General features: G+C 42.6%; 4 protein-coding genes and 1 tRNA gene. 1 reads left to right on the top strand and 4 read right to left on the bottom strand.

The genetic code is table 11. The features are described from left to right. The 4 genes from D6774_04275 to D6774_04260 all read right to left on the bottom strand — a co-directional run. On the bottom strand, positions 1 to 314 hold a 314-nt coding region (locus D6774_04275), incomplete at its 3' end, for a hypothetical protein (GenBank protein ID RME77504.1). Then, on the bottom strand, positions 307 to 1,128 hold the full coding sequence (locus D6774_04270) for a DMT family transporter (GenBank protein ID RME77503.1): 822 nt from the start codon (positions 1,126 to 1,128) through the stop codon (positions 307 to 309). The genes D6774_04270 and D6774_04275, both read right to left, overlap by 8 nt. A gap of 53 nt (positions 1,129 to 1,181) precedes the next feature. Further along, positions 1,182 to 1,255: transfer RNA gene (locus tag D6774_04265), tRNA-Ala, on the bottom strand. A 51-nt stretch (positions 1,256 to 1,306) separates the two neighbouring features. Continuing rightward, positions 1,307 to 1,522: a histone family protein gene (locus D6774_04260; GenBank protein RME77502.1), complete on the bottom strand. Its 216-nt coding sequence runs from the start codon at positions 1,520 to 1,522 to the stop codon at positions 1,307 to 1,309. A 135-nt stretch (positions 1,523 to 1,657) separates the two neighbouring features. On the opposite strand from D6774_04260, the gene D6774_04255 reads away from it, so the two are divergent. Then, the gene (locus tag D6774_04255) at positions 1,658 to 3,301 is read left to right on the top strand and encodes a glutamate--tRNA ligase (protein RME77501.1); all 1,644 of its coding nucleotides are present in this window, start codon (positions 1,658 to 1,660) and stop codon (positions 3,299 to 3,301) included. The last annotated feature ends 12 nt before the right edge of the window (positions 3,302 to 3,313 follow it).

The following is a 3,313-nucleotide window of genomic DNA, read 5'->3' as shown; positions in this document are numbered from 1 at the left end:
TGCCCAAAAAGAAACACCTTACTCACCTGGGGACGATTGTGCACATAGGCAATAGCGGCAATGGTGTCGTGCACTTGTTCACTCATCACATAGCGCTCACCAAAACTCTCCCCGTGCCCGTGAAAGTCAAAACGTAATGTCAATAAGTAATACCCTAATTCATTTGCGAGTTGTGCTATGAGATCATGATTCTTATTCTGATGAAATCCATGAAGAACAATGAGAGCAGGCATTTTTTGTTTTGTTTCAGGATAGCGTAAAATGCCGGAGAGTTGAGTTCCTTGCCTGTTAAGAAAGGTAATGTTTTCAATCATAGAACAAACCTGAAATGATGATGAGTCCTGCACCAACCCATTGAAGAGGTGTTAATACGTCACCAAGAAAAGTAAGTCCGAGCAAAAGCACAAAGATGGGAAATGTTTGCGATGCAAGACCAACTTGCCACGCAGGGATGAGCATAGCGGCACGGATGAGAAACATGTGAGCAAGAACGTATCCTGTAATAATAAAAAGTACCAGATACATGATCAGCAAAGGAGTCCACGTCACGCTTTGTTTTACGAAGGGAGCAACGATTGCGCCAACAATAAAAACGCCTAAACCTTTGAACTGGTTGATCGTGTAAGGAGAATACTCTTTAAGCAAACGTTTTGTCTCAACATAGCCGTATCCCATACCTATTGCACCGATCAAAACAAGAACATCTCCGAAAACAATCGTGCTCGTTAAGTTTTCCACGATAAGAAGAATGCCCCCGCCAAGAGCAAGAGCAATAGCGTAAAGTCCCATCACACTAATGGTCTCGTTAAGAATGAGCACTGCAAAAATCACTGTTGCAACACTTTGAAATTGCACGAGCAATCCGCCAATGGTACCTGTTGTGTTGATAAAACCCGTGATAATGAGAAAAATTGGGATGCCAAAACCAAGAAGAGCAACTCTTACAAAATGCGTAAACGCCATGTGCTGTTTCTTCTCATTAAGAACAGTGAAAGTAGAAAACATCACCGCACCTGCAAGAAGCATCATCAAGGAGGGGTGCATCTGAGACACAATTGGTTTTTGCACAATTGTTGTAAGTGCGAAGAAGAAAAAGGCGAGCAAAGCGTAGAAAATCCCCTTGTTCATGGGAGTGGTAATACCGCCTCTACATATAAAAGTACCTTTTGGTGCATTTTTAATGGACAAGGCGGGATTTGAACCCACAGCCTCTCCGCTGCCAGCGGAGCGTTCTACCGGATTGAACTACTTGCCCAAAGGAAAGATTCTGCAAACACAACATCTTAAGAAAGTAGTTTAAAAAAATTTACTTCGCAGCAAGTTTAATATCTCCTTCCTGCACGGTTTTCCTGCCTGAATGTTTAGCAATGCGAGCAGCTTTTTGAGCGATCTCCTCTGTGATCTCTTCAAGAATATCCGTAAATGCATCAACCGCATCAGCAGAAACACGTTTAGCACCTGCATTCATAAGAATTCTTGCAACAGGGGCTTTTGGGATTGTACTGGTTTTTCGAGTTGCCATGATGTTGTATATGGTTCTGTTCTTTTATAAACATTGTGCCCGTAAGACGTCCTATCCACCCGCCCAACCGCAGGCGATCATTGCTCAGGGGAAGTGTGCCAAAGCTTTAAATAATCAATAAAATGCAATGAACACATGCATGAAATCATCCGAAAATACGTTTTGCAAAACGCTCATCGCTATGGTAAACCTGAGCCTGGCAGAATCATTGGAAAAGTTCTAGGTGAGAATCCTCAATTACGAGCACAAGCAAGAGAAGTAAATGAGACCATTCGCGAAATCTGCGAGGAAGTCTCCTCTCTTTCAGCCGAAGAAATACTCATTGAACTCGAAGATAAATTTCCGGAGCTGCTTGAGAAGAAAGAAAGAAAAAGCGGGCTTAAAGACCTACCAGGAGATACATCAAAAGTCGTAACTCGCTTTGCGCCTTCTGCATCAGGACCTCTGCACATAGGACATGCCTACGTTGCATCATTAAACATTGAGTATGCAAAAAAGTATGGTGGCAAATGTTACTTACGTATTGAAGATACTAATCCCAACAACATAGACCCTGTAGCATACACGCTTCTTCCAAGAGACATGAATTGGCTTGCAGAAGAAGATATTGAAGTCATCATCCAAAGTGATCGTCTTGAACTCTATTACGCGTACGCTCTTAGACTCATAGAAGAAAACTGGATGTATGTCTGTACGTGTAGCCCAGAGGATTTTCGTGAATTAATAGCGACGAGCACGCCTTGTCCTTGTAGAACTCTTTCGTGTGAAGAACATGTTTCTCGGTGGAAAAAAATGCACACGGAATTTCACGCGGGTGAAGCAGTAGTGAGATGGAGAAGCGATCTTGGTCACAAGAATCCTGCAATGCGTGACTTTCCTCTTTTTAGAATTGTTACTGACGAGCATCCTCGACAAGGGAAAAAATATCGTGTTTGGCCCCTTATGAACTTTGCAGTTGCTATTGATGATATGGAATTAAGAGTTACTCATGCTATTCGAGGAAAGGATCACGCAGATAATGCAAAAAGGCAAGCGCTCATTCACGCAGCACTTGGACATACAACGCCGGAGTCCATTCCTCTTGGACGCATCAACTTTGAAGGGTTTGAAGTCTCAACATCAAAAACACGCGAGAAGATTGAAGCAGGAGAGTATGAAGGCTGGGATGATATCAGACTTCCTTTCTTAGGAGCATTTGCTCGTAGAGGTTTTGCACCCATTGCATTTAGAAAATACGCAATTGATGTTGGGATCTCAAAAACGGATAAATCCGTTACTATGGAAGACTATTACAAAGCGCTTTACGCGCATAATAAAGCAGCACTTGAAGAAATTGCAGATAGGTATTTTTTCGTAGCACAACCTGTAAAAATTACTGTTGAAGGGGCTCCTTCAATTCACGTAGTACTGGATAGGCATCCAGAATTACGAAAGGGCGGACGCGAACATAACACTGCGTCGGTCTTTTACATAGCAGCAGATGATTATGCTTCAATTAGTGATGGAGAAGAGTTTCGTTTACGCGACTGCATGAATGTTCGCAGAGAAGGGGACAACTTTGTTTTTGTGTCTTTGTCCTATCAAGACTTTTCTGGAAAGAAAATCATCCATTGGAGCGTTGATGAAGAACCCGTAGTTGTTCGTATGCCTGATAACACCCTTGTTCAAGGTTATGGTGAAAAATACGTTGCTGATGTTCGCGTAGGTGATGTAGTGCAATTTGAACGGTTTGGATTTGTGCGTAAAGACTCTGAAGATGAGTTTTGGTATGGGTGTTAGCTAACCTTGGCG

It is taken from the genome of Candidatus Woesearchaeota archaeon (assembly GCA_003695435.1).
Classification (GTDB): Archaea; Nanobdellota; Nanobdellia; order Woesearchaeales; family UBA11576; genus J101.
The sequence above is the reverse complement of the archived record's forward strand: the minus strand, read 5'-3'. Positions and strand labels throughout refer to the sequence as shown.